The organism is Chryseobacterium sp. Leaf404, assembly GCF_001424145.1.
Lineage (GTDB): Bacteria > Bacteroidota > Bacteroidia > Flavobacteriales > Weeksellaceae > Chryseobacterium.
In genome coordinates this window covers 81505-102372 of record NZ_LMQM01000011.1, presented here as the reverse complement: position 1 = coordinate 102372, position 20868 = coordinate 81505, and the positions used below count along the sequence as shown (strand labels likewise).

21 protein-coding genes are annotated in these 20868 nt (G+C 36.8%); 7 read left to right on the top strand and 14 right to left on the bottom strand.

From position 1 onward, the window contains the following. Positions 1–11: 11 nt before the first annotated feature. Positions 12–215: a hypothetical protein gene (locus ASG31_RS10190; RefSeq protein WP_131725535.1), complete on the bottom strand. Its 204-nt coding sequence runs from the start codon at positions 213–215 to the stop codon at positions 12–14. Between the two features lie 94 nt (positions 216–309). Between ASG31_RS10190 and ASG31_RS10185 the strand changes: the two genes are divergently transcribed. Continuing rightward, positions 310–1023 carry a helix-turn-helix transcriptional regulator gene (locus ASG31_RS10185; RefSeq protein WP_185113207.1) on the top strand — a complete coding sequence of 238 codons (714 nt, stop codon included), beginning with the start codon at positions 310–312 and terminating at the stop codon, positions 1021–1023. Between the two features lie 503 nt (positions 1024–1526). Here ASG31_RS10185 and ASG31_RS10180 read toward each other — a convergent pair. Further along, the gene (locus tag ASG31_RS10180) at positions 1527–1823 is read right to left on the bottom strand and encodes a hypothetical protein (RefSeq protein ID WP_056031690.1); all 297 of its coding nucleotides are present in this window, start codon (positions 1821–1823) and stop codon (positions 1527–1529) included. Positions 1824–2089: 266 nt separating this feature from the next. Between ASG31_RS10180 and ASG31_RS10175 the strand changes: the two genes are divergently transcribed. From ASG31_RS10175 to ASG31_RS10155, 5 genes are all read left to right on the top strand, one after another. After that, positions 2090–2425: a single-stranded DNA-binding protein gene (locus tag ASG31_RS10175; RefSeq protein WP_056031687.1), complete on the top strand. Its 336-nt coding sequence runs from the start codon at positions 2090–2092 to the stop codon at positions 2423–2425. Between the two features lie 18 nt (positions 2426–2443). After that, positions 2444–2896 (top strand): HRDC domain-containing protein, encoded by a 453-nt coding sequence (locus ASG31_RS10170; RefSeq protein WP_056031684.1) that lies wholly within the window; start codon positions 2444–2446, stop codon positions 2894–2896. A 132-nt stretch (positions 2897–3028) separates the two neighbouring features. Beyond that, positions 3029–4396 (top strand): histidine--tRNA ligase, encoded by a 1368-nt coding sequence (gene hisS / locus ASG31_RS10165; protein WP_056031681.1) that lies wholly within the window; start codon positions 3029–3031, stop codon positions 4394–4396. Between the two features lie 3 nt (positions 4397–4399). Beyond that, positions 4400–4825: a hypothetical protein gene (locus tag ASG31_RS10160; protein WP_056031679.1), complete on the top strand. Its 426-nt coding sequence runs from the start codon at positions 4400–4402 to the stop codon at positions 4823–4825. Positions 4826–5387: 562 nt separating this feature from the next. Continuing rightward, positions 5388–6179, top strand: a complete 792-nt coding sequence (locus tag ASG31_RS10155; RefSeq protein ID WP_056031676.1) for a class I SAM-dependent methyltransferase — start codon at positions 5388–5390, stop codon at positions 6177–6179. A 49-nt stretch (positions 6180–6228) separates the two neighbouring features. Here the strand turns inward: ASG31_RS10155 and ASG31_RS10150 are convergent, their stop codons facing one another. From ASG31_RS10150 to ASG31_RS10135, 4 genes are all read right to left on the bottom strand, one after another. Further along, positions 6229–6471: a YtxH domain-containing protein gene (locus ASG31_RS10150; protein WP_056031673.1), complete on the bottom strand. Its 243-nt coding sequence runs from the start codon at positions 6469–6471 to the stop codon at positions 6229–6231. A gap of 198 nt (positions 6472–6669) precedes the next feature. Continuing rightward, on the bottom strand, positions 6670–7512 hold the full coding sequence (locus ASG31_RS10145; protein ID WP_056031670.1) for an isoaspartyl peptidase/L-asparaginase: 843 nt from the start codon (positions 7510–7512) through the stop codon (positions 6670–6672). Continuing rightward, positions 7509–8087: a hypothetical protein gene (locus ASG31_RS10140; RefSeq protein WP_056031668.1), complete on the bottom strand. Its 579-nt coding sequence runs from the start codon at positions 8085–8087 to the stop codon at positions 7509–7511. The genes ASG31_RS10145 and ASG31_RS10140 overlap by 4 nt, the downstream gene beginning before the upstream one ends. A 21-nt stretch (positions 8088–8108) precedes the next feature. Continuing rightward, complete coding sequence (locus tag ASG31_RS10135) at positions 8109–8993, bottom strand: cyanophycinase (protein ID WP_056031664.1); 885 nt, start codon at positions 8991–8993, stop codon at positions 8109–8111. A gap of 196 nt (positions 8994–9189) precedes the next feature. On the opposite strand from ASG31_RS10135, the gene cphA reads away from it, so the two are divergent. Continuing rightward, positions 9190–11817 carry a cyanophycin synthetase gene (cphA, locus tag ASG31_RS10130; protein ID WP_056031662.1) on the top strand — a complete coding sequence of 876 codons (2628 nt, stop codon included), beginning with the start codon at positions 9190–9192 and terminating at the stop codon, positions 11815–11817. A 59-nt stretch (positions 11818–11876) separates the two neighbouring features. Here cphA and ASG31_RS10125 read toward each other — a convergent pair whose 3' ends face one another. From ASG31_RS10125 to ASG31_RS10090, 8 genes are all read right to left on the bottom strand, one after another. Further along, a complete protein-coding gene (locus ASG31_RS10125) occupies positions 11877–13061 on the bottom strand; it encodes a hypothetical protein (RefSeq protein ID WP_056031659.1) in 1185 nt (394 codons plus the stop codon). A 58-nt stretch (positions 13062–13119) separates the two neighbouring features. Continuing rightward, a complete protein-coding gene (locus tag ASG31_RS10120; protein ID WP_056031656.1) occupies positions 13120–13947 on the bottom strand; it encodes a type 1 glutamine amidotransferase in 828 nt (275 codons plus the stop codon). Between the two features lie 32 nt (positions 13948–13979). Then, positions 13980–15098 (bottom strand): carboxylate-amine ligase, encoded by a 1119-nt coding sequence (locus ASG31_RS10115; protein WP_056031652.1) that lies wholly within the window; start codon positions 15096–15098, stop codon positions 13980–13982. A gap of 23 nt (positions 15099–15121) precedes the next feature. Continuing rightward, a complete protein-coding gene (locus ASG31_RS10110) occupies positions 15122–16075 on the bottom strand; it encodes a RimK family alpha-L-glutamate ligase (protein WP_056031650.1) in 954 nt (317 codons plus the stop codon). 46 nt (positions 16076–16121) lie between these two features. Next, complete coding sequence (locus tag ASG31_RS10105) at positions 16122–16835, bottom strand: alpha/beta hydrolase (protein ID WP_056031647.1); 714 nt, start codon at positions 16833–16835, stop codon at positions 16122–16124. A 34-nt stretch (positions 16836–16869) separates the two neighbouring features. Next, positions 16870–18081 carry an acetyl-CoA carboxylase biotin carboxylase subunit family protein gene (locus tag ASG31_RS10100; protein ID WP_056032564.1) on the bottom strand — a complete coding sequence of 404 codons (1212 nt, stop codon included), beginning with the start codon at positions 18079–18081 and terminating at the stop codon, positions 16870–16872. Between the two features lie 140 nt (positions 18082–18221). Next, complete coding sequence (locus ASG31_RS10095; RefSeq protein ID WP_056031644.1) at positions 18222–19637, bottom strand: M17 family metallopeptidase; 1416 nt, start codon at positions 19635–19637, stop codon at positions 18222–18224. Positions 19638–19649: 12 nt separating this feature from the next. Next, positions 19650–20759: an alpha/beta hydrolase gene (locus tag ASG31_RS10090; protein WP_056031641.1), complete on the bottom strand. Its 1110-nt coding sequence runs from the start codon at positions 20757–20759 to the stop codon at positions 19650–19652. Positions 20760–20868: the final 109 nt, after the last annotated feature.

Below are 20868 nucleotides of genomic sequence, written 5' to 3'. Positions count from 1 at the left end.
AACAGCGATTTTTAATTATTTGCTTTATCTTCAATAGCTTTTTGGGCAGCGGCTTCTAAGGCTTTGTATTCCTTTTTTATTTCATCTGGCATTACACCTACACGATCGCCTCTAAGAGACTTTCTGATGTAGTCTATCGAGTACCCGTACTTTTTTTGTAATACATTAAGGATTCCCGTATTGTAATAGATTTTTTTTGTTATACTTTTGTCCATTGCTTTAATTGTCTTTTGTACAGGACAAATATAATTAGAAAACTTTCTAAAAAGCAAGAAAAAAAATAGAAAACTTTCTAAAATATTTATTTGGATGAAGAACATTGTTGAAAAACTGAAAGAATATCTTGACTTTAAGGGCGTTTCCGTGAGTGTGGCCGAAAAAGAGATAGGTGTAGCGAACGGTACATTGAGCAAACCTTTTAAGGCAAATACAACAATCAAAACCGACACTTTAGAAAAGTTTCTAAATGTTTACACGGATATAAATCCGTTTTGGGTTTTGGACGGTTCAAAAGCAATGATCAAATCAGACGTTGAGTCGATAAAAGAAAATGTTCAGGTCTACAACACAAAAAAAAGACGAACAAAGGATGCCATTATAGATATGCAGGAGGTTCCTTTCTATAATTTAGAGGCAACAGCGGGTTTACAAGCTCTCTTTAACAGCGGTAACCCACAGAAAGTTTTAGACACAATTAAAATTCCCAACCTTCCAAAATGTGACGGCGCTCTCACGGTTACTGGTGACAGTATGTATCCACTGCTAAAATCAGGTGACATCGTTTTATACAAACAGACATCGGTAGAAAGTATTTTCTATGGTGAAATGTACCTAATCAGTGTTAAAATTGATGAATGGGAGGAGTACGTGACGGTAAAATATGTACAGAAATCTGATAAGGGAGATGGTTTTGTGAAACTCGTAAGCCAAAACCAGCATCATCAGCCAAAAGATATTGACATTAAAAATATACAGGCCATCGCAATGGTGAAGGCAAGTGTGCGATTTAACACCATGTTTTAGATAGTTTATTTATTAATATACTGTAAATCAACTATTTAAAATATTTTTAAGATAAAAAATAGGGTATTGAGCTTGTAAATTTTATGCAATTTCACACGTTTTTACACAATTACAGTATATTGACTTGCTTTTTTTAAACATATTTAGACTAACCCCAAACCTAACCCCAAACCTAACCGCTACCAATTTTAAACGATCAACCCGGATGACAAAACAGACCACGTTAAAATGCTAATTTTACTGGGATTCTTAGCGTGGTTTGTATATGAAAATCGTATCTACAGGATATTTAAAGCCATATTTAGCCATAAAATGACAAAACACTCCGTTAAGAGTGTTTAATCTGTATTTAAAGAATGTTTAAACGGTAATTAAATGGTAGTAAAACGTAGATTTTTGACGGCCTGTTTGCGTATTGTTTAAAGGAAAATATTTGCCTTTTTTTGTTTATTCATCGGCTTTTCAGCCATTTTTTTCAGCTTTTTGTTTTTTGACCTTTTGTTTTATGCCCTATAACTCTCAACTAAAATTATTTCCTTGATAAAAACTTCTCCGGTTTTTTTTCCTTCCCAAATTTCATCAGCATAAAAAATATATCTATTTGAATCTTCGGATAATTCTAAATAATATTTGCTAGAACTAAATCGGAAGAAATTTTTGCTTTCTTCTGGTTTAATAAGATTTAATTTTTCACTTATTGGTTTCTCGTATTTGAAATAATGTAAAGTATCACTATCCTTTGTTAAGTAGTAAGAGTTATTGAATTGACCATAAAGATTTAGTGTGATTATTTGAAACAATACAAAAATTTTGAATTTCACAGTGATTTTGATGTAATGTTACTTAATTCTTAAATATACAAAATTATCTATTTCATTCTAAAAAAAATAGGTCTAAAAATGAGTTTAATAAGTAACCGCATACCCGTTTACAAACGACTACAAACGAATTCAAATAATTTACAACCGAATAAATTTCCAATTCCGATGAATCTTTGCAACAGAGATTTGAGAAAACAAAGTGAACGTCTCTTATCTTAATTACTAATTAAAAAAAACAGAAAATTATGTCACTAAGAAATCGAGTAACATTAATCGGTTACACAGGAAAAGAAGTTGAAATCGTAAACTTCGAAAAAGGTAAAATTGCAAAAGTATCTTTGGCAACAAACGATTACTACACCAATGCAAAAGGCGAAAAAGTGGAAGAAACGCAATGGCACAATCTTGTGGCCAACGGAAAACTGGCAGACATTATGGAAAAATATGTCCAAAAAGGAAAAGAAATTTCTGTAGAAGGAAAAATTGTCTATAAATCGTACGATGATAAGGATGGAAACAAGAGATTTATTACAGAAATCAGGGTAGAAGAACTTTTACTTTTGGGAGGAAAACACGCATAAACTTAAAATGATGAAGCCATGCATATCAAAGTATTTAAAGTTAGAATTGCTGATGAATTTCTGATTGGAGATCAGCAGAAAGTAGATCATTTTCTGGTAGAAAACGATGTGGTGAAATTTGAAACTGCTTTTGTGCAGGATGATCAGTCCTGGTCTGTGATCTTGTATTACAGGAAATATCAAACGGAAACAAATTCTGTGAGAGAATCAAAAGCAGAGAAGTATTCTGCGGATGATGACATTCTTACAGACAGCGAGATTAAAATTTTTGAAGCCCTTAAAATGTGGAGATCAGAAAAAGCACGGGATCAAAACTTACCAACCTACTTTATCGCAACCAATAAAGAACTTACTTCTGTTGCCAAATACAAACCTTCCAAGAAACAGGAACTTCTTGATATCAAAGGTTTCGGAAAACATAAAATAGAAAATTATGGCGAAGAAATTATAGAAATTCTGGAAAGCGTATGATTCTGAAAATTAAATGATGAAAATAAATGTGCAGAAAGTCACGGAAATGTTCTGTGGCTTTTTGTTCCTTTAAAAGTCCTTTCAATTCCTTATTTTTGCACGCAATTACTCATTACACATTACTTATAAAATATGAAGCCAAGCTTAGCAAAAGGAACGAGAGATTTTACCTCACTAGAGGTCTCAAGAAGAAAATACATCATCAATATACTACAGAAAAATTTTGAACTGTTTGGTTTTCAGCCTTTGGAAACGCCAAGTTTTGAGAATCTTTCTACCTTGACAGGGAAATATGGGGAAGAAGGTGACCGTTTGATTTTCAAGATTTTAAACTCAAGCATCAACGAAGCTAAAGAAGAGAAAAAAACTCAGATGATGAATGATTTTCAAAAAGCTTTGGATCAGCCTTTCAGTACAGAAAGTATTACAGACAAAGCTCTCCGCTACGACCTCACAGTTCCTTTTGCAAGATTTGTGGCCATGAATCACGGGAAACTGACTTTCCCATACAAACGCTACCAAATTCAGCCTGTTTGGAGAGCAGACCGTCCACAGAAAGGAAGATTCAGAGAGTTTTATCAGTGTGATGCCGATGTGGTAGGAAGTGAAAGTCTTTGGCAGGAAGTTGAACTGGTACAATTGTATTTAAAATCTTTTGCTGAATTAAAAGTTTCGGTAACCATTCATATCAACAACAGAAAAATTCTTTCAGGTCTGGCAGAATATGCCGGAATTACAGACAAACTGATTGACTTTACCGTCGCTTTGGATAAACTGGATAAAATAGGGAAAGATGGAGTAGTGAAGGAACTTTTAGAAAGAAATATCTCGCAGGAATCGATTAATAAACTTGATTTCCTTTTCACACAATCGAATGACCCTTTGGAAAATCTTCTTCAGTTAAAAGAAAAATTTACCGGGAACGAAATCGGATTGAAAGGTGTTGAGGAAATGGAATTTGTCATCACTCAATCTTTAAATTTAGGAGTTGATATTAAAAAATTAGTATTCGACATTACTTTAGCACGTGGTTTAGATTACTATACCGGAGCAATTTTTGAAGTGAAAGCCGACGAAGCTCAAATGGGTTCTATCGGCGGCGGCGGCAGATACGATAATCTTACCGAAGTTTTTGGCGTAAAAAATGTGCCGGGAATAGGGATTTCTTTTGGGCTTGACAGAATTTATCTTGTGATGGAAGAGCTGAACCTTTTTCCTGAAGACGCAACTTCAAACGTAGAGTATCTGTTTGCCAATTTTGGTGGTAATGAAACCATTGAAGCTTTAAAATTAATCATCAGGTTAAGAGAGAAAGGCGTTTCTGCAGAGCTTTATCCTGAAAATGCAAAAATCAACAAACAGTTCACTTATGCCGAGAAAAAAGGAATTAAAAATCTTGTTTTCTTAGGCGAAGAAGAATTAAAAAACGGTACAGTAACCGTTAAGAATCTGGAAGCAGGTGAGCAAAAGACTCTTTCATTGCAGGATTTTTTAGCATAAAAATTGAAAATCAGCAGAAAGAAATATTACAGCAACAATCACCTTTTTTTCATAGGAATGGTGATTGCTGCTTTTTTTTACGGTAATTATTTAGACAAAAAATATCTGGAAACGGTGCAGACTGGTGTAAGAAGCTTGCGTCGGGTAGAGAAACAATACTGCAGATACTCTCGCAAATCAAGATCCAGTGTTTTGATACGTGTGGGAAATACAGAATATGGGATTGCTTTAAGTTCGGAAATCTGTGAGCAGTATCCTGTGAATTCCGCCATTCCTGTATATTATCTGAAAAGATATGACGAATATATATACAGAGTAGATAATTACAAAAGCAGGATGAATTTTCTGTTGACCATCCTGCTGATCACAATTCTACCGTGGACATATTTCTGGAGTGTTTTTTATTCTAAGTATGCCCGGGCAAAGTAATTACTCCCAGCCACAAAGCGTCTTACCCGAAGTCTGAGCTTTTTTAGGCTCACTTTTATGATCTCATGTTTGCAATTGGATAAACCACGGCAGTTTTTGGTGTAATGGTATTTTTTTCCACCCACACTTTCACAAAGGTAAACATCAGATTCTGCTGCTTTATGGTTTAAATTCAGTGAAATAAAAACGTAATAAGGAGTATATTTTTCATAAAAAAAACAAAGAAAGAATTCCGGCTCAAAAAATGTGAGCCGGAATTTTTTCATCATTTGTGCTACCTTTTAAAGATATATACTGTTGTGTTTGCAGATACCTTGGTAACCTTAGATGCAAAGATATAAATGCTTTTTGGATGATTTTTACGTGATGACGTAGAATGGGTGATTTTTTTAAATTTTCTGAAATAAAATAAACATATGTATTGTGTTGACCGTCTTATTTTATAGTAGATATAAGGGTTTTGACAATATTGTCACGATGAATAACTCGCATTAATGTGGACGAAAAAATTCCTCATTTTGTCTGAATTTCAAAAAAACTACATTTACAGAAAATATAAATCATGGAAAATTATTTAGACATCAACAAAAATTCCTGGAACGCCATGGTAGAACCACACCTGAAATCAGATTTTTACTTTGTAGATGAATTTTTAAAAGGCAGAAACTCGCTCAATTCAATCGAACTGGATTTGTTGGGAGATATAAAAAGAAAAAGCATTCTCCATTTGCAGTGTCATTTTGGGCAGGATTCAATCTCACTTTCGCGGATGGGTGCAAAAGTTACCGGAGTTGATTTATCAGATAAAGCAATTTACGCAGCGAAAGATTTAGCAAAACAATGCGGAACTGAGACCAAATTTATCTGTACCGACGTTTATAATTTACCCAATGTTTTAAATGAAAAATTCGACATCGTTTTTACAAGCTACGGAACAATTGGCTGGTTGCCCGATTTAAAGAAATGGGCAGAAGTAATAAGTCATTTTTTAAAACCTGAAGGAGAATTTGTAATGGCTGAATTTCATCCCGTGGTCTGGATGTATGACGATGATTTTGAAAGAGTTGCCTACAATTATTTTAATGAAAAACCTATTATTGAAACCACCGAAGGCACTTACGCAGACAAATCAGCTGAAATCGTTCAGGATTATGTCTCGTGGAATCATCCTTTGTCTGATGTGTTGCAGAGTCTGATTGATAAAAATTTAATTGTAGAAAATTTCAGAGAATTCGACTGGTCGCCATATTCCTGCTTCAGACTAGTGGAAGAATTTGAAAAAGGGAAGTGGCGGATTACGAAATTCGGTAATAAAATTCCGATGGTCTATGCCATAAAAGCAAAGAAAAGGTAAGCTTTAAAAACTTACCTTTTCTCCCGTATATATGAATGTTAACTAATGATTAGTTTTGATTAACCTTCTGCTCAACAGTTGACTTCGCTTCGTCAAATTTGCTCTGAGCCTGTGAAGCAACATCGTTTGCTTTATCTTTCAGGTCATTTCCCCATTTGTTGATATTATCTTTGGCGTTGTTGATCTTATCTTTTACAGCCTGTTTTTCTTCCGGAGTAGCTTTATTGTATCTCCAGTATGCTAAAGCTCCCAATCCTACTAATGCCAATAAGCCTTTTGTCTTATTTCCCATGATTTCTATTTTTTAATTTAATTAATTGATATCAAGTGATATGTAAAATCTGTGCCAAAGATTTTTTTCAGACATTTAATTTTTTGTTAAATTTTTAAAGATTAGGGTGAACAGAAAATCCTGATTTTCATCCTGTATGTTCTGAAATATCCGCAATCACTTTAACTAAAAAATAATGTTGCTTATGTGTTTAACAGATTACTCGAAAACCTCAAAACTATCTCCGTCATAGCTCGCAAAGACCATTTTTGGATAAGAATCCTGATGAAAAATATTCCCGTCTTTATCAATTGCAATCGCACCTGCAAAACCGTCAATTGCTTTTAATTCGATGAAAGTTTTATTAAAAGCTTCCTCCAGACTCATTCCGTCAGTCACTCTCGTCACAATTTTTGCGGAAGTGGCGTTGCTTACGATGTCTTCGCCCACTCCGGTGCAGCTTACAGCACAGAATTCGTTGGCATAATTTCCTGCAACCGTCGCAGAATCTGATATTCTTCCCGGGATTTCAAAACCTTTTCCTCCGGTTGAGGTGGCAACAGCCAGTTTGCCCTCTTTATCAATAGCGACGCAGCCTACGGTTCCCTTTCCGCCGTTGCTCAGTTTGGCTTCATACTCATTTCTTCTTTGTGGAATTTCGGTTGAGAAATTTTCAAAACCATGTTCAGTTGCATAATTTTTTGCACCACTTCCACCCAAAACCCTGTCATCTTCTTTCATCAGCTCCTTCGCTACAAAAATGGGGTTTTTCACATCCTGGATATTGATTACACCGCTCATTTTCTGAGTTTCACCATCCATCAAAGCAGCACTCATTCTGATGATTCCGTCACTTTGAATTTGAGATCCCATTCCGGCATTGTACAGCTCATCATCTTCGAGCAGCGAAACTGCGTAAGCAACAGTATCCACCGCCGAATTTGTAAGTAAATATTGATAAGCCCTTTCAGCAATGCTTTTTAGCGAATTTTGCTTGGCAACTTTTACGTCGTTGCTTTGGTCGCTTTCAGAGAAAAAACCTCCGTGAATGATGATTTTCATAAGATATTTTTTTGTGTTGAATATTCTGCATGAAATGCTTTCCTTGCAGTAAGAATTAGAATTATAGAATTTAAAATTAATAAGTAATATCCTATTTTAAATTGATTGATGTCTTCAACAACTTCAGATAAAATTAATGCAACTACAGAACAAATTAACAATACTAAATTAAAAATTCCAAGCTTATATGTCAATCTATACTTTTCAATAAACGTGATGATTAGGATAATTATAGAATTAACAAAAATTAGCAAATAACAGAAAAGAGGATAAAATGAAATGTCTTTAAAAGTTGAAGAATCGTATTCCTGTAATTTTTTTTCTTCTAGAGTCGTAAATAATAACTCATAAAAATTGAAAGTGAAATCCTTTTTGCTTTCTTCTAATATTTCCTCTTTTTTTTGATTTAATTTCTGCTCTTCGTAATCAACATCAATACTTTTATCTACCAACTCAGTTGCTTCTAATCTGGGGAATGATTTGATTGATTGATCAGAACAAGTCCGCAAAAATGGAAGGAAAAAGATTAAAAATGTAAATGAAGCTAAGGCTTTTAACTTTAAAGAATTTTTCATTTAATCAATAATCTTTTGTTTCTACGTTTGCGGAATGGGATTAAACTGAGAATTCTCAATCGTCATTTCCTTTGTCGTAAGGTTGTAATGATCGTTCATAGACATCACGTGAACCGTCAGATTTTCAATTGAAATGGGTTCACCCAGATTGATATTGGTTAAATTGGTGTCTTTAATAAATCTACCGTCCACCAAAATTACAAGTCCGGATCCTACGGCTGTCATCACATCGTTGTGAATAAACAGGCCGGTATCTTCTCCCAAACCGATTCCCAGAGTTCTGGGATTGCTCACAACCGCCTGAAAAAGTCTTCCTATTCTTCCTCTCTGAACAAAATGGGTATCTACCACTACATTATCAATTAAACCTAAACCCTGTGTTGTTTTGATTTCACCTTTCAGCAAAGCTTCAGAACTGCTTCCCTGATAAATCATATTTTCAGAAGCAGCCGCCGCACCAGCAGAAGTTCCGGAATAGATAAAATCCTGCTCCTGATATTTCAGTAAAATAGTATCGTGAAATCTTGTTCCGCCCAGAATGGAAGTCAGCCTCAACTGATCTCCGCCGGTAAACATCACTACATCCGCAGCGTTGGCTCTGGCAACAAGTGCATCAGAATTGGCTTCTTCACGGTTGTGAATGTCTAAAATATTGACGTTTTTAGCACCCAGATATTCAAATGCTTTCTTATATTCTGCTCCTACAATCTGAGGAATTTGTGATGCTGTAGTGATTACCTCAATCACAGATTCTTCTTTATTTTTAGATTCTGTAATGATTTTACGCAAAATTCCTCTCTCAAAAAAATTGAGGTTTTTTTCTACATTCTGATCGTACTCGGTTTCTGCGAAACTGCCTTTATTTACAGCTCCTCCGATAATAATTAGTTTTCCCACTGGTTTCATAGCCTGCAAAATTAAAAAATATTTACGGGTTAATAAAATGTTAATCTATATTTAACGAATTGATTTTCATTATAGATTGCTTATAATAATATTTAATGTTTTAAGAAATATTTAAACTGAAATTGCAATCATTTAATGTTTTGCATTATCTTTGAGTATAAAACGAAAAATTGATAATTAACGCTACATTTTTTATATGAACATTGAGAAGATACAGGCACTGAGAGGGCCAAACATTTGGAGCATCAGAAGAAAAAAATTAATCCAGATGAGACTGGATCTTCAGGAGATGGAGAATTTCCCTACCAACAAAATTGATGGCTTCCGGGAGAGGATAGAAAAACTGCTTCCATCCCTTATTACACACAGATGTTCTGAAGGTGTGGAAGGCGGATTTTTTCACAGAATTTCAGAAGGAACCTGGATGGGTCACGTCATAGAGCACATTGCATTGGAAATTCAGACGCTTGCCGGGATGGAAGTGGGTTTTGGAAGAACCAGAGAAACTAAAACTCCGGGTGTTTATAACGTAGTATTTACTTACATCGAAGAAACAGCAGGTATTTTTGCAGCTGAAGAGTCTGTGAAAATAGCTGAAGCCTTAATTGAAAACAAGGAATATGATATCGCGGGCTGCATTCAGAAGCTGAAAGAAATTCGTGAAAGGGTGAGGCTGGGACCTTCTACAGGAAGTATTGTGGAAGAGGCTGTATCCCGAAAAATCCCATGGATAAGATTGGGAACCAACTCTCTGGTTCAGCTGGGTTACGGGGTTAATCAGCAGAGATTTCAGGCAACAATTACAGGAAATACAAGCTGCATCGGGGTAGATATTGCCTGCAATAAAGACTTAACCAAAAGAATGCTTCATGAAGCTGCAATCCCCGTTCCTGTTGGTGAGTTGATTGTAGATGAAGAAGGTTTGGATGAAGTGGTAAGAAAAATTGGTTATCCCATCGTAATTAAACCTTTGGACGGAAATCACGGAAAAGGATCTTCTATCAACGTTACAGATTGGGAATCAGCAAAAACCGGACTTGAGCATGCCCAAACTTATTCAAGAAAAGTGATTGTTGAAAAATATATTACCGGATATGACTTTAGAGTCCTGGTAATCAATAATAAAATGGTTGCCGCTGCAAGAAGAGTTCCTGCTCATGTTGTGGGTGACGGTGAATTGAGCCTGCAGGAACTCATTGATAAAGAAAATCAGGATCCGAGAAGAGGCTACGGTCACGAAAATGTCTTAACGGAAATTACTATTGATAAAGATACTACCGAACTTCTTGAGAAACTTCAGTATACGTTAGAAACTGTTCCCCAAAAGGGTGAAGTCGTTTATTTAAAATCTACGGCAAATCTTTCAACGGGTGGAACTTCGATTGATGTCACAGACATGGTTCATCCCGAAAATATCACGATGGCCGAAAGAATTTCAAAAATTATCGGTTTGGATGTCTGCGGTATTGATATCATGGCAGAAAATCTCACCCAGCCATTAAAAGAAAGTGGTGCAGCAATCATTGAAGTGAATGCAGCACCTGGTTTCAGAATGCATTTGGCTCCAAGTGAAGGTTTGCCCAGAAACGTTGCAGCTCCTGTAGTTGATATGCTTTATCCGCCAGGAAAACCATTCACCATTCCAATTATTGCCGTCACAGGAACCAATGGAAAAACCACCACTACGAGACTGATTTCACACATCGTAAAAAACAATGGTTACAGAGTAGGATTTACCACTTCTGATGGAATCTACATTCAGAATACAATGTTGACGAAAGGCGATACAACAGGTCCGATTTCTGCGGAATTTATTTTAAAAGATCCAACTGTAGAATTTGCCGTTCTGGAAACCGCAAGAGGTGGAATTCTAAGATCAGGACTTGGTTTTTCTAACTGTGATATCGGGGTTTTAACCAATATTAAAGAAGATCATTTAGGAATTAACGATATTCATAATCTGAAAGATTTAACGAAAGTGAAGCGTGTAATTCTGGACAGCGTGAAGAAAAACGGCTGGAGCGTTATGAATGCAGACGACGAGTATTCGATGAGGATAATGAATGATTTGGACAGCAATGTTGCGATTTTCAGTATGGATGAAAACAATCCTCACATCAGGAAATATGCGAAGGAAGGAAAAACAACCTGCGTTTACGAAGAAGGCTTTGTGACCATCAAAAAAGGTGACTGGAAAATAAGAATAGGTAAAGCCAAAGATTTCCCGATTACGATGGAAGGCAAGGCCAAATTTATGATCGAAAACGTTCTGGCAGCGAGTTTAGCGTGCTATCTATACGGTTTTGCAATCGAAGATATTTCCAATTCTCTCAGAACTTTCATTCCGAGTGCACAGCTTACACCCGGACGTTTGAATGTCTTTAATTTCAAGAAATTTAAGGTTCTTATTGATTTTGCCCACAACCCTTCAGGATATGAGGCTATCGAAGATTATCTGAAAAATGTGGAAGCAACCAAAAAGATCGGCATCATTAGTGGAGTAGGAGACCGCCGCGATGAAGATATCAAATTATGCGGACAGATTGCAGGCAGAATGTTTGACCACATCATCATCCGAAACGAAAAACACCTTCGGGGAAGAACTGAGGAGGAAATCAACGGTCTGATTATCGAAGGAATGCAGTCTTCAGGAAAAGATGTGAGTTACGAGGCAATTCCTAAAGAAATCGACGCATTAAAACATGCGATGGGAATGGCAGAAGACGGAACTTTTATCACCGCTTTAAGCGATGTAATTTCCAATGCAATCGACCTTGTGCAGGAATACCAGACAAGGGAACTGATGGAGGAAGACAGACCTTAGGAAAACAATTCAATTGGTTTATAAAAAGTCGGGCGCACCAAATGGAACGCCCGTTTTTTTTATGCCTCACCAAAAAAAGCGTGAGAACTGCCAATCCAGATGGCATCTTTTTTATTGAAATCTACATTCACCATTTCTGCTTTGGTCATTCTTACAAGGTACTGAACCAAAACCGGTCGCTCCTCATCTTCCTGCCAAACGTATAACAGCCGGATTTCAGCACGTGAAAATTCCCCGTTGATGTCTTCAAAAACCGGCGCGTATTCTACTTTTCTCTGTAATATATAATTTTCTTTGTCTGCGATTTGATCTGTCATTTCTTGAGTTGGATAAAGATTTACACCGCTCCCGGCAAAAGAAAACAAAGGTTTGAAAACAAAATTTTCCAGATTTTCATCTTCCGGAAATTCATTCAGAAAATAGCTTTTGGGCACATATTCATGCTTTAAAAGAGGTAAAAGATATTTGGAAATTTTAAAAAACCAGTTCGGGTGTGTTACCCAGGTAACATCAACTTCTTCTCTGAAATCAAATTCAGTTTTCAGATCCGGAATTCTGTCGAGTTCGTCAAAAATTACACGGTTATATATTCTTTTGATTTCTGTGAGCTTACCATCGTTATCGTAAAAAAGTTTTTTACCGTCCTTTTTAACTTTGGTCAGACAGACGGTTTTTATGCCCAGATAGTTTTCTGTAAGTAGAAAATCAATCGCTGTTTTCTGTTTCTCAGGATAAATTTCAAGTAAAATTACATTCTCAGGTTTTTCGTCTCCCAAGATCAGATTTTTCATCTGTGACAAAAATTCTTCATCGCTCATTTTGCTTTTTAACTCATTGAGAAACGGGTAAACTTCACAAAATGCATCCTCATACATTTTCTGGAAAGCGTAAAGCGAAGGAAATGCCTGCAATTCTATAAGCTGAGGTTCAACTTCGCCAGCAGAGTTTTTGCAGATTCCAAAGTCTATTGTGAAGAAATGAGGCTTTAAAGTATCATTCGGAACATTACAGTTTGCGGGAATTGCTTTCTGTAAAGCCTCAGGAGACATCGCGATGATCTGGTCTAAAATGCTTTCGCTGGCGTCTGTGAGTTTGTTTTTAAAATCAAGAGTTAAAAAAACCGGACTTTCAGAAAGTTTAAATCCTGTCTGTATCCCACTTTTTTCTTTTAAGATTGAGTTTATTTTCTGATACTTTTCTTCAGAAAATTCTGAGTTAAATTTTTGTCTGTACTTTGGAATCATCCGTGATGTTTTTCTTTAAATTAAAAAATCGGGCGTTTTGCCCGATTTTGCTGTATTTCTAAACAGTTTCCGGCTGTAGAATTTTTTGTTTTGAATCTTCCAGAAATCTTGGGAGAATTTGAGCCTGGGTGAGTTTTATCTTGTCATCATCATCCATTCTGTCTAAGGTTTCCAGATATTTTTCAATGCCGTAGTTCTCAATCATTGCGATTTTGTTTTCTTCATCTTTCAGGTTTTCCAGCATTCCTTCAGGATTGGCTTCAGGATGAAACTGAGTTCCGAAAATCTCGTCAGAAAAACGAATCGCCATCACTGCTCTTTCAAGGTTAATGTGCGGACGGAACTTTTCCAGTGCCATAATTTTCATTCCCAAATTATCAAACCTCTCCTGATCTGGTTCAATAAACTGATAAGCTCTTGAGTCCACAGCATAGAAAGGATCGGGGAGATTTTTAAGTAGATAATCTGTTTCACCTTCCTCAGATTTGTGTACCGGCATCACACCGAATGAATAGGATTTTCTTTCACAAATATTCCCTAGTTTCCAGTGAATGCTCGCAATCTGAAATGAGTGACAGATCAGAAACATATACTTTTTGTTTTCAGAAACTTTGTTATGACTGAAAACTCCATCCAGCAGACCGGCAAATTTTTCTTCCCATTCATGTCCTTCTCTGTGCGGATTTCCAGGCCCGCCTGATGAAATGAAAATATCAAAATCTTCCAGTGCTGGCATCTCATTCAGATGTCTTATATCAAAAGTGGTGATGCTTATTTCTTCTTCAGAATTTGCTTTAAAACTTTCAGAAATCTCACGGATGTTTTTAAAACCCTGATTTTTCTTATTGTTATTCATATCCAGCAATGCAATTCTTAGCTCTCTCATAACTTCATAATTTGCACAAAGTTATAAAATTATTATAAAGCAGCTTCGCTGTGCGTGATACCAAATTCTGTTTCAGAAATCATGTAATCCACTACTTTTTTCAGGTCACCTGTCTCTTCAAGTACTTTCAGCTGGCGGTCTGCGCCGGTTCCGTGCTCTATAATTTTCCATGCGTATTCCACTTCTTTTCGGCATCCCAGTTCATCCACTACATCGTCGATAAATTCAAGAAGTTCTTTCAGAAGGTCACGGTAAGGAACGGATTCTTCTTTACCAAAATCAATTAAATGAGCATCAATTCCGTCTTTGGAAGCACGCCATTTATTTTCATTCAATAGCAATCTTCTGTAGCTTCTGAAACTTAAATTCTGCTGATGCAGTTTGTAAATTTTCGCCACCAGGCTCTGCATGATAGCGGCAAGACAAACGGTTTCGTCTATCCTCATCGGCATATCGCAGATTCTGAATTCTATTGTAGGGTAAAAAGGATGCACACGTAAGTCCCACCATATTTTTTTAGCATTGTCTATTGTTCCGGTTTTCACCAGAAGATCTACATAGCTGTCAAACTCCGAAAGAGAATTAAAATAACTCGGAATTCCCGTTCTTGGGAACTTTACAAAAATTTCCTGTCTGTAAGATTTGAATCCTGTATTTCTTCCAATCCAAAACGGTGAGTTGGTGGATAATGCATAAACGTGAGGCAGAAAATACCGCATTACATTCTGAATTCTCACACCTTCCTCACGGTTGGGAATTCCGATGTGAACGTGAAGACCAAAAATCAGGTTTCCGCGCGCTACATCTCCCATGTCGTCCACAATTTTGTTGTACCGTTCGCCGTTTGTGATGGTATTGTGCTCCCAGTTTGAAAAGGGATGCGTACCTCCCCCTGAAACACGGAGTCCCTGCTCATGCGCTGTTGCAATGAGGTGTTTGCGGAGTGTTGTTAATTCTTCTCTTGCCTGCTGAATATTCTGGCAGATTCCGGTTTCCATTTCAATCATAGATTCGTGCATTTCGTGTTTTAAATTTTCACTTAAAACTGCTTTGCCACCCTCAATAATCTTGGAAACGTGAGAGATCAGATCTCTGCTTTCCACATCTATGATTTGATATTCCTCTTCAATTCCTATGGTGAATGTGTGCATACTTTTGTGTTTTTGAGGTTAAATTATTTCGCAGAATCCTTCACAAAAGTTCCCCAGGAGATATTAGGTTTTCCAGGAACATATTCTTTTGCTTTTTCGATGGCAAATTTTGCTGCGTTTTCCACAATCCATTTAAAGTTTTCTTCACCTACAGAATTTTTATCTGCATCCGGCGCAGGGTTGCAGAAGTCGATAGCATAAGGGATTCCGTCTCTTACCGCAAATTCTACAGTGTTGAAATCGTAGCCTAAAGCTTCATTCATTTTTATAGTATAATCGTGGATGGTTTTCAATAGCTTTTTAAGTTTGGCACCAGAAGTCTGATGAGTTGTTGCGTATCTTAAATGGTGCTCATTTCTGGGCTCATAAGGCATGATGTGAACATGTTTTTTACCAAGACAATACACTCGGTAATAATCATCGAAAACAATTTCTTCTTGAACCATCATTACCAGTTGTTCAGTTTCAGACAGTTTATCCCACATATCCTCTGGGCTTTCCACTCTGTAAACGCTTTTCCAGCCTCCGCCGTCGTGAGGCTTCATGTATGCAGGAAATCCTACGTAATCGAAAATATAATCCCAGTCATGAGGGAATTTCAGGTTTCTGAATGAAGTTTCAGAGGTGTTGCTCGGTCTTTCGTGTGATGGAAGCAAAACTGTTTTCGGTAACGGGATACCCAGCTTCGACATCAGTGCATTATTGAAGAACTTTTCGTCTGCGCTCCACCAGAAAGGGTTATTCATTACATACGTTCCGTTTAAAGCTGCATTTTTAAGATATGCTCTGTAGAAAGGGACATCCTGAGAAATTCTGTCTATGATAACCGCATATCCGTAATCAACGCCCTGCTCAAGTTTGTCTATCATTACGGGTTCTGCAACGATTTCTCCTTTACCCAATTCGTTTACCTTATCGATGAATGCCCACGGAAATGTGTCTTCCATACCAAATAGAATTCCTACTTTTTTTGCCATAATAAAATTGTTAATGTGTTTATTTTTTGTTTAGATTTTAATTGCTTTAAGAAAAGAAGCGCCCGATAAATGTGGGGAATACCATTCTCCAGAGTGGCCAGTCGTGGTTGATCCATTTCTGCTCATCATACCAGAAGTTAATTCCTTTCGAACTTAATATTTCTGCCATTTCAATATTTTTGTCTTTGCAGATATCTTCGTCTGATGTACTCAGAACGATGTGCATGTGTTTGTACTTCCAGGCTTCATCTGTACGCACAAATTCTCTGGGGCAGTTAAAGAAAACCAGTTCGTCACTATATCCGTCCATAAAATTTCTTATACTGAATGCACCGGAAAGACAGAATAGATGAGAAACCAAATCAGGAAATCTGAAGGCGAAATTCGCAGCATGGTAACCTCCGAAACTGGCTCCTGCAACGGCAACACGGTGTGTCTGATGCATTTTCTGAATGTAAGGTACAAATTCTTTTAAGAGAAACTGAACGTACAGTTCATAATTTTTTATTCTCTGCTGTGGAGAAATGTTTTTATCGTAAAAACTCCATCCATCGATGGTCTGGATATTATAAAGTTTCACTTTTCCGTTATCTACAAACCAGTCGATGCTTCCGTTTAAATGAAAGTCGTGGTTTTGTGTATATTGACCCTGTGAAGTTGGAAACATGATAATTGGGTAACCAAAATGCCCGGTAACTTCCACCTGAAGGCTTGTTCCTAAGATATGAGAATAGTAGTCTGTATGCGTGATTTGCGGCATAAGTTGTATTATTTGAAAAAAGTTTATAATTTGATTAGGAAGTCGGTTTGTCTTTTGGCGGAATAATACTCAGCATTTCTGCATGAATTTTGTCTGCAGTTTCGTCTAGTCTTGTCTGTATTACATCAGAGTCTGCGGATTTATACACAATTCCTACGTGGTAATCAATTGGTAAAAATTTCACCGTTTCTTCAGATTCGAAATACTGATAGTCTGGATGTTTTTCTTTAATTAAAGCAATGATCAAACCTGCGTAATATCCCGTGGGCTTTGAAATTGAATAGTCTAAACCTTTTAAAAGTGCATTTTCTATTTTTGCCCACTCGTGCCAGATATTGATGCCGCTTGAAGCCTCCACCATATCCGGAATATGAGCTCCGCCCACACGGGAAGACGTTTCAAGAAAATACCATTTTCCATCTTCCTTTCCACGGATAAATTCTGTGTGTGTTGCTCCGTTCTGCAGTCCAAAATTGGTCAGAACTTTTTCATTGGCAAGTTCCAAAGCTTTGAATTCATCAGAATATCTTCCTAAAGTTCTCGTTCTGAAAACTCCGCCCTCGTGCGAAACCTGCATTGGAGGTGCCAGATATTTGGATGAAGATGTGAAAACCGTTTTGGCATTGAATGTAAGGCTGTCTACATGATAGACATCACCAGGCTTGAAGCTTTCCAGAAGAAAAAGGTGTCTTTCGTCACCGAGGTTTTCCAGGGCGTTCCAAAGTTCGTCTTCGCTTTTCAATTTTTTAATTCCGCTTGCAGAAGCTTCGGATCTTGGTTTTAAAACCCATGGCGCGGGAACTTTTCTGGCGAATTCAGCCACTTCAGCGTCGTTAAAAATAGCAGTGAATTCCGGAACATCAATCCCTGAACTTTTTGCTTTTTGTCTCATGGCGAGTTTATCGCGAAAATAGCGGTGTGTAGTCTGTCCCATCCCGGGAATTCTGAATGTTTCTCTCACAAGAGCAGCTTTCTCCACATCATAATCGTCCAATGCGATCACGGCATCCACTTTGCGTGTTTTCATCAGGTGCGAAAATCCCTGTACCAAATGATCGAGATCCCAAACCGACGGCTTAATTTCTGGCATGTAGAAAACTTCGCTTATAGCATGCCAAGGCCAGTCTTTTTCTTTGAGATTTTGAGAAGTTATTAGGATGACCTTATTTCCAAGGTTCTGCATTTCCTCCATAAAATCATATCCTTTGTAATAACAGGAAATACAAACAATCGTTTTCTCTTGCATATAGTGTTTTTCAGGTTTTGGTAACATATCGAAAATGAATTCAAACAATCGTTTGAAATTTATTAAGTAAATTACTTATACGGTGTGATTTTGTAAATTACTTATCAAGTTTAAGGATATTTTTTCAAAAAAACTAATTTTTATTGATATTTTTCAATTATTTCAGCTAATAATTGTACGCCGTACCCCGTTGCTGCCTTTTCTTTTGAATATCCCGTATTTCCAAATGCTACGCCAGCGATATCAAGATGCGCCCAATTTTCATGACCTTCAATAAATTCTTCAAGGAATTTTGCGGCTACGATGCAGTCTCCAATAGGTTTCATTGAAATGTTTTTCACATCTGCAACATCAGATTTAAAATCGTCTTTCCAAACATTCCAGAGTGGCAGATTCCAAAGTCTCTGATTGGTTTTATCACCTGTTTTCAGTAATAAATTTTTAAGATTTTCATTGTTTGAAAACATCGCTCCGCAGGTATCTCCAAACATTCTCACGCTGCTTCCTGTGAGTGTTGCGAGATCTATCATTACGTCAGTTCTGTAATTCTTAGACATATAGGAAAGTGCATCTGCCAGAGTCATTCTTCCTTCTGCATCAGTGTTAAGAACTTCTATAGTTTTACCGTTGTATGCTTTGATGACGTCACTTGGAAGATATGCATTTTCCGAAACAGCGTTGTCTGTAATGGGCAAAATGGCGACGATATTCACTGGAAGAGCTTTTTCAGCGGCATAGATTAAGGCTCCTATCACTGCTGTTGCTCCACCCATGTCAGATTTCATATAATGCATATTGTCTGATGCTTTGATGGATATTCCGCCTGTGTCAAACGTTACACATTTTCCAATAAGGCCTACGGTTTTGGCATTTTTCGATTTTGTTTTATATTCCAAAACAGTGAATGCCGCATCCTTTTCGCTTCCCTGATTTACTGCCAGATAAGCACCTAGGCCAAGTTCTTCACATTTTTTTCTGTTGAATGATGTATATTTAAAATCGTATTTTTTAGAAAGATCTTTTAAAAACGAACTTAAAACATCGGTTTTTTTGTAATTGGCGGGTTTATTCAGCCATTCCATGCAGGCAAACTGTCCTTCGCAGATAGCAGCTGTGTTTAAGCTGATGTGGTCTAATTTTTTCTGACTGAAATTTTCAAAATGAATCTCTGTTTTATCACTCCAGAGGACATGTGATTGATCAGAATTATAAGAATACGTTCCCAAATATAATCCTTTAAAAAACTCTTCAAATTGCTTTTCACTGATGTTTTCAGAAATGATTTGTGTAGGAGCTCCCTGGATTTTTTCTTTGTGAGTCTGAGAAAATTTTTGTCCCACCTGTTGAAATTCAAAATCTGCTGCTCCAGATTTGCCCAGACCTATAAGAAATAAGATACTGTCTTCGCTGGCCTGAATGTGAACTTCATTTTTCTTCCCGGAAAATAAAAGATCAATATTTTTACTAAAGTGTTTTGAGCTTTCTTTCCAGTTTTCTTCTGTGAAAAGATGGAAAATCTGAGAATATTTTTTGTTTTTTTTATTAATCAGTTTCATAATTTATTTAATTTAATCCTGATGAGGCGCCACTTCTACAGGGTTTTCTGTGTTATTGTAAAAAAGCCATTCAATAGCTCTGGGAAACTCCTGCGACCAATAGAATTCTTTATGCTCTCCATCAGGATTGATATTGGTTTTAAATTCAAAATCAAAAAGGTTTTTTTCTTCCCACTGTCTTAGATACTGCTCGAAAACATTAATTCTGTTGACCATCTTGGAACCTTCTTTTTCCCCACCATACAGATAAATTTTAGTTTTAAAAGGAACTCTGAAATTCATCATTGGGAAATTATTGTTAGGTTCTACCCAAAGACTTGGCGAGAAAATAAGCAGTTTAGAGTATACTTCAGGATAAAGAAAACCGCTGTAAATACTTATCAGGCCACCTAAAGAGCTGCCACCGATTCCCGTGTTGTCACGGTCTTTCTTTGTTCTGTAATGGGCGTCTACATAAGGTTTCAAAGTATCTGTTATAAAACGGATGTATTTTTTACCTTCGGAGCCATTGGCCACGCTGTCATTGTCAAAAATATACTCCCGGATTCTGTCTTCACTTCCGTGTTCTATGGCCACTACAATCACGTCGCCACGCCCGTATTCAGCAAGCACAGACAGTTTTTTATCAATTTCCCAGTTTCCGTAAGGGCTTCCTTCGTTGAAAAGGTTTTGTGCATCCTGAAGGTACAAAACAGGATAGTCTTTCTTGCTGGAATAATAATCATGGGGAAGCAGTGCCCAGATTTTACGGTACCTGTCAAGCTGCGGAATGTAGAATTCTTCAGAGATTATTTCTGCAATGGGGTAGAGTTCTTTTTTAAAAGGTCCCCAGTTGAAACGCCATTTCGTAACTTCGTCTTCAGACTGAATTTTACTTTTTTCAATTCTGCGGTTTAGGGTAATATTTGCGTACTCGTCCAGTTCTACATTTTCCCATCCTCCTTTGGTAAATTTATATTCAATCACGTCTGGGAGGAGGCTGTCATTGATTTCTATAACTGAAAGTCTGGGTTCTTTCTTCCAAAGCCGGAATTTCGGATCTTTAGGATTCCAGCTGTTGAAGTTGCCTGTAATGTAAATGGGCCTGTCATCATCTTTATGTGTCTTTAAATTAAAAATCATGTAGAGTATAAAAAATTTAGTTATTTAAATTTATAAAAACTTTTTTTAAAATAAGCAATGAAAGAGATAATTCCAACATTAATAATAAATGTCTTGACATTTAACACAA

Bases quoted from the DNA above. Each gene is read 5' to 3' on its own strand.
- ASG31_RS10190 (WP_131725535.1), bottom strand. From the start codon at position 215: ATGGACAAAAGTATAACAAAAAAAATCTATTACAATACGGGAATCCTT.
- ASG31_RS10185 (WP_185113207.1), top strand. From the start codon at position 310: ATGAAGAACATTGTTGAAAAACTGAAAGAATATCTTGACTTTAAGGGC.
- ASG31_RS10175 (WP_056031687.1), top strand. From the start codon at position 2,090: ATGTCACTAAGAAATCGAGTAACATTAATCGGTTACACAGGAAAAGAA.
- ASG31_RS10170 (WP_056031684.1), top strand. From the start codon at position 2,444: ATGCATATCAAAGTATTTAAAGTTAGAATTGCTGATGAATTTCTGATT.
- hisS (WP_056031681.1), top strand. From the start codon at position 3,029: ATGAAGCCAAGCTTAGCAAAAGGAACGAGAGATTTTACCTCACTAGAG.
- ASG31_RS10155 (WP_056031676.1), top strand. From the start codon at position 5,388: ATGGAAAATTATTTAGACATCAACAAAAATTCCTGGAACGCCATGGTA.
- ASG31_RS10150 (WP_056031673.1), bottom strand. From the start codon at position 6,471: ATGGGAAATAAGACAAAAGGCTTATTGGCATTAGTAGGATTGGGAGCT.
- ASG31_RS10145 (WP_056031670.1), bottom strand. From the start codon at position 7,512: ATGAAAATCATCATTCACGGAGGTTTTTTCTCTGAAAGCGACCAAAGC.
- ASG31_RS10140 (WP_056031668.1), bottom strand. From the start codon at position 8,087: ATGAAAAATTCTTTAAAGTTAAAAGCCTTAGCTTCATTTACATTTTTA.
- ASG31_RS10135 (WP_056031664.1), bottom strand. From the start codon at position 8,993: ATGAAACCAGTGGGAAAACTAATTATTATCGGAGGAGCTGTAAATAAA.
- cphA (WP_056031662.1), top strand. From the start codon at position 9,190: ATGAACATTGAGAAGATACAGGCACTGAGAGGGCCAAACATTTGGAGC.
- ASG31_RS10125 (WP_056031659.1), bottom strand. From the start codon at position 13,061: ATGATTCCAAAGTACAGACAAAAATTTAACTCAGAATTTTCTGAAGAA.
- ASG31_RS10120 (WP_056031656.1), bottom strand. From the start codon at position 13,947: ATGAGAGAGCTAAGAATTGCATTGCTGGATATGAATAACAATAAGAAA.
- ASG31_RS10115 (WP_056031652.1), bottom strand. From the start codon at position 15,098: ATGCACACATTCACCATAGGAATTGAAGAGGAATATCAAATCATAGAT.
- ASG31_RS10110 (WP_056031650.1), bottom strand. From the start codon at position 16,075: ATGGCAAAAAAAGTAGGAATTCTATTTGGTATGGAAGACACATTTCCG.
- ASG31_RS10105 (WP_056031647.1), bottom strand. From the start codon at position 16,835: ATGCCGCAAATCACGCATACAGACTACTATTCTCATATCTTAGGAACA.
- ASG31_RS10100 (WP_056032564.1), bottom strand. From the start codon at position 18,081: ATGCAAGAGAAAACGATTGTTTGTATTTCCTGTTATTACAAAGGATAT.
- ASG31_RS10095 (WP_056031644.1), bottom strand. From the start codon at position 19,637: ATGAAACTGATTAATAAAAAAAACAAAAAATATTCTCAGATTTTCCAT.
- ASG31_RS10090 (WP_056031641.1), bottom strand. From the start codon at position 20,759: ATGATTTTTAATTTAAAGACACATAAAGATGATGACAGGCCCATTTAC.